The organism is Occallatibacter sp. (assembly GCF_036502485.1).
Classification (GTDB): domain Bacteria; phylum Acidobacteriota; class Terriglobia; order Terriglobales; family Acidobacteriaceae; genus Telmatobacter.
This window is the reverse complement of record NZ_DASXYM010000097.1, coordinates 1-4,739: the sequence shown is the minus strand read 5'-3', so window position 1 is coordinate 4,739 and position 4,739 is coordinate 1. Positions and strand designations below refer to the sequence as shown.

The window sequence follows — 4,739 nt, the reverse complement described above, 5'->3', positions numbered from 1 at the left end:
ATACGATCCGCATTGCCAACACCGCAAAGAGGTATAGCTACTCCGCGTTATCGATCTGAGCGCGCTGGAGTTTGTCGCTGTAATCGACGTAGACGGCCTTCCAGGTGGTGAAAAAGTCCAGAGCTTCCGACCCTTCACGGTGGCCGTTCCCCGTGTGTTTAACGCCCCCAAAGGGCAGGTGGACCTCAGCGCCGATGGTGGGGGCGTTGATGTAGGTAATGCCGGCCTCGAGGTCGCGGATGGCGGCAAAGGCGCGGTTGAGGTCCTTCGTGTATAGCGCGCTGGAAAGGCCGTAGTCGATGGAGTTGGCGATCTCGATGCCTTCCTCGAAGGTGTCGAACTCGAGGATGGCGAGCACCGGGCCAAAGACCTCTTCGCGGGCAATGCGCATCGTCGGCATGACGCCGGAGAAGACGGTGGGCGCGAAGAAGGTGCCGTTGGCGTAAGCGCCGTCGGTCAGGCCGTGGCCGCCGCACTCCAGTTTTGCGCCTTCACCCCTGGCAATCTCAACGTAGTTGGTCGAGGTCTCAATCTGGCTGGCGTTGACCTGCGGGCCCACCTGCACGGATTCATCGAGGCCGTTGCCAATCTTGAGTGCCTTAACCCGCTCCACCAGCCTTGCGATGAACTCCTTGGCGATGCCCTTCTGCAACAGCAGGCGGCTGGTGGCGGTGCACCGTTGGCCGGTGGTGCCGAAGGCGCCCCAGAGCGCGCCGTCGAGGGCGAGGTCGAGGTTCGCATCGTCGAGGACGATCTGCGCGTTCTTGCCGCCCATCTCGAGCGAAACGGGCTTGAAGGTGGCGGCGGCGCGCTGCGCCACGTGCGAGCCGATCTCGCTGGAGCCGGTGAAGCTGATGGCCCTCACGTCCTTGTGTTCGACTAAAGCATTCCCAACGGATCCGCCGCCACCGCAGACGATGTTCAGCACGCCCGGGGGAACGCCCGCGTCGTTGAGGGTGTTGACCAGGTTGTAGACGGAGAGCGGCGTGTCGGTGGCGGGCTTGATCACGCAGGTGTTGCCGGCGACCAGGGCGGGGAAGAGCTTCCACGAGGGGATGGCCATGGGGAAGTTCCACGGCGTGATGAGGCCGACCACGCCGAGGGGCATGCGGACCGACATGGCGAACTTGTTCTGCAACTCGCTGGGGGTGGTTTTGCCGAAAAGGCGGCGCCCTTCGCCGGCGACATAGAAGGCCTCATCGATGGCTTCCTGCACGTCGCCGCGGGTCTCGGCGAGGACCTTGCCCATTTCGCGGGTCATGTCCTGCGCGAACTGCTCTTTGCGCTCGCGAAGAAGCTGGCCGGCGTGGTAGAGGATTTCGGCGCGCTTGGGCGCGGGTACCAGGCGCCATGTGGCGAATGCCTTTTTGGCGGCGGCAACGGCCAGGTCGACGTCCTCAGGGCCGGAGGAGGGGAACTCGCCGACAATGTCGGAGTGGTCGGCGGGATTGATGTCCTGGAAGGCTTTGCCGCTCTTGGCCGGCAGACTCTGGCCGCCGATGAGATTGAGATAGGTCGTGATTGCCATGGAAGTCCTCGAACAGAGATCGGTGGTCAGTCGTCAGGTGGTCGATTGATCAGGTCGCCACGGAGATAAGCGCTCTGGAATCTGCCCAGCCGGAATGAGAAGGGCTCTGAATTAGGTTTTACAAAGAAAGCAAAGTGCGCTGCGGCACTCGCGTTGCACTCCATCTGCGATATGCTGAAAATACGGCAAACAGACAGAGTTTACAGCACTGGCACAGCTTGTGGCCCCTGCCCAACCACCCTCGCCGCGTTTGCACGCTGCCGTACAATACACCTTGAGGTTGAAGCAATCTTCCAATGTCCTTGAATGGCTATCCTTCGCGCCCGTCGCGCTCGCACGGCTTTCGCTCTCTGTTCAGTATGTTTTCGAGCGATCTGGCGATTGATCTTGGCACCGCCAATACCCTGGTCTACGCGGCAGGGAAGGGCATCGTGGTCAACGAGCCCTCCATCGTCGCCATCAACAAGAACACCGGTGAGGTGGAAGCCGTAGGCAAGGAAGCCAAGGAGATGCTGGGGCGCACGCCCGGCAACATCGTGGCCATCAAGCCCATGAAAGACGGCGTCATCGCGGACTTCAAAGTCACCGAAAAGATGCTGAACTACTTCATCCAGAAAGCGCACAACCGCAAGATGCTGGTGCATCCCCGGATTGTGATCGGCGTGCCGTCTGAGATTACGCAGGTGGAAAAGCGCGCGGTCGAGGACTCGGCCTATCGCGCCAAGGCCAGCGAAGTTTATCTGGTGGAACAGGCCATGGTGGCGGCCATCGGCGCCGGCCTTCCCATCACGGAGCCCAGCGGCAACATGGTTGTCGATATTGGCGGCGGGACCACGGATATCGCGGTCATTTCGCTGTCGGGCATTGTGTATTCGCGCTCGGTGCGCATGGCCGGCAATCAGATGGATGAGGCCATTACCAACTACCTGAAGCGCAAGTACAACCTGCTGATCGGCGAGCGCACGGCGGAACACATCAAGATGGAGATTGGCTCGGCCTTTCCGCTGGACAAGCCGCTGACCATGGAGATCAAGGGCCGCAACCTGATTGAGGGCGTGCCCAAGACGATCGCGATTGATGACAGCGAAATTCGTGAAGCGCTGGGCGAATGCATTGCCGTCATCATGAATGCCATCCGCGTCGCGCTGGAGCGGACCCCGCCGGAGTTGTCGGCTGATATTTCCGACCGCGGCATTGTGCTGACAGGCGGCGGGGCGCTGATCAAAAACCTGGACAAGCGCATTCGCGAGGAAACCGGGCTGCCGGTTTCGGTGGCCGACGATCCGCTGGCCTCCGTGGTGCTGGGAACCGGCAAGATGCTGTCGGATTTCCGCCTGCTGCGGAAGATCAAAATCGACTAAAAGCAGGAAACAAGCTGTAACTGACGGGTCTGACTTCAGACCCGTCAGTTTGTTTTGCCCTGATTCAGCTCGCCAGGGAGACGGTGAGCGCCTCCGGCACAGGTTGAGCAGAACTGGAACGGAACCTTTCTGTGCACAGGCCGCGGCATCCCTGAAAACGCGGCCGCCGGTATACTGGTATTGCTTTCACTTTCCGCGTGTTTCTCTCTCCGCCGCTGTCACTATGGAATCGTTTTTCGTCCGATACCGCAATCTCCTCGTACTGCTCGTGCTGCTGGTGGGCCAGATCATCGGCCTGGCGGTGCAGGTGCGCCGGAATGCGGGTGGCCGGAATGTGTTTGACCCGGAGGACTCGTCCGGTGTGCGGCTGATCCGGTTGTGGGCGAATGCGCTGGTCTCGCCGCCGGAGCGTGCGGTGCAAACCTCACGGACCGGGGCCGGCAGTATCTGGGAGAACTATTTTGCGCTGCGCCACGTGAGGCAGGAGAACAGAGACCTGCAGGACGCGGTGGACCGGCTGCGCCTGGAGCAGGCGGCGCTTCTTGAGGATGCGCGGCAGGGCCAGCGGCTGCAGCAGATGCTGGGGTTCCAGCAGAAGTACCTGTATACGACCATGGCGGCACAGGTGATCGGGACAAGCGGCTCCGATCAGTCCTGGGTGTTCACCATCAATAAAGGCAAGGACGACGGGCTCAAGCGCGACATGGCCGTGATCACGGGAGCCGGCATCGTAGGCAAGGTGCGCGAGGTGTTTTCGCATACGTCGCAGGTGCTGGAGATGAACGACCAGTCGAGCGGGGCCGGAGTAATTTTGGAGCAGACGCGGACGCGCGGAGTGCTCAGGGGAAACGCGCAGGGGCAGCCGCAGATTGTAGGCATTCTCGCGGATAACCGCATCAAGCCGGGAGAGAAGGTGCTCACGGCCGGCGGAGACCAGATCTTTCCGCGGGGGTTGCCGGTGGGCACGGTGGACAAGGTGCTGCCGGATCCTGATCGAGACGGATTTATCCGGATTATCGTGAGTCCGGCGGCGCGCCTGGACCGGCTGGATGAGGTGCTGGTGATTACCGATACTCAGCCGCGCTTCAGCGATCAGCAGTTGAAAGACATGGCGGAGAGCCAGGATCTGAAGGGCGGCGATGCGGCTGCGCTCACCGAGCAGAAGAAGGCTTCTGAGATCATGGCGGAGCGGCTGCCGGGACTGACGGATCCGAATGCGCCGCCTCCGCAGCCAAAGCCGCAGCAGGTGGGCCCGGATGGGTTGCCGGCGCCGCCCGCGGCCGCGGTGGTGCCCAAGATTGTTCCGCCGGCGCACCCGGACCGGTTTACGCCGGGGAATGCACCCGCCCCCGAAAGGGACAACGGCGCGGAGCAGGCTGCGCCGAAGACGAAAAAGCCAGCGACTCCGAAGCCGGCAAATCCAAATCCGCCCGCGGGCGGGCAGCCGCCTGCTCAGCCGCAGAGGGAGCGCTAAACATGGCTGTGCTCATGGCGAACTCCCGCCGCGATCTGGAGATCCACAAGTTCCCGGCACCGCTGTATTTTGTCGTCATTGTCCTGGCGCTGGTGTTGCAGGCCATGCTGCCGCGGGCGTTTGGGCAGAACCATATCTGGTTCGATTTTCCACTGGTGATCACGATCTACTTCGCACTGGGAAGGCGCAGCCCCATCCAGGGGATGCTGATCGGCGCGTTTGTGGGCATCTTTGAGGATGCGCTGACGGGGCGGCCGCTGGGAATCAATGGAATTGCCAAGACGCTGGCCGGGTACCTGGCAGCGTCGGTGGGCATTCGGATCGACGTGCAGAACTACCTGGTGCGGGTGATGCTGAACTTCGCGCTGACCCTGCT

General features: G+C 62.0%; 4 protein-coding genes. 3 read left to right on the top strand and 1 reads right to left on the bottom strand.

Annotated features, from left to right (window positions below; all coding sequences use genetic code 11):
• Positions 1-37: 37 nt before the first annotated feature.
• Positions 38-1,528, bottom strand: coding sequence for an aldehyde dehydrogenase family protein (locus VGL22_RS13870; protein WP_465267528.1), 1,491 nt, complete (start codon positions 1,526-1,528; stop codon positions 38-40).
• Positions 1,529-1,824: 296 nt separating this feature from the next.
• On the opposite strand from VGL22_RS13870, the gene VGL22_RS13865 reads away from it, so the two are divergent.
• The 3 genes from VGL22_RS13865 to mreD form a co-directional block, all read left to right on the top strand.
• On the top strand, positions 1,825-2,889 hold the full coding sequence (locus tag VGL22_RS13865) for a rod shape-determining protein (protein ID WP_465267527.1): 1,065 nt from the start codon (positions 1,825-1,827) through the stop codon (positions 2,887-2,889).
• Between the two features lie 223 nt (positions 2,890-3,112).
• Entirely contained in the window at positions 3,113-4,363 is a 1,251-nt protein-coding gene (gene mreC / locus VGL22_RS13860; protein ID WP_465267526.1) for a rod shape-determining protein MreC, read from the top strand.
• A gap of 2 nt (positions 4,364-4,365) precedes the next feature.
• A partial coding sequence (gene mreD / locus VGL22_RS13855; RefSeq protein ID WP_465267525.1) for a rod shape-determining protein MreD occupies positions 4,366-4,739 on the top strand: 374 nt, incomplete at its 3' end.

Coding starts and splice junctions, on each gene's coding strand:
- VGL22_RS13870 (WP_465267528.1), bottom strand. CDS start 1,528: ATGGCAATCACGACCTATCTCAATCTCATCGGCGGCCAGAGTCTGCCG.
- VGL22_RS13865 (WP_465267527.1), top strand. CDS start 1,825: ATGTCCTTGAATGGCTATCCTTCGCGCCCGTCGCGCTCGCACGGCTTT.
- mreC (WP_465267526.1), top strand. CDS start 3,113: ATGGAATCGTTTTTCGTCCGATACCGCAATCTCCTCGTACTGCTCGTG.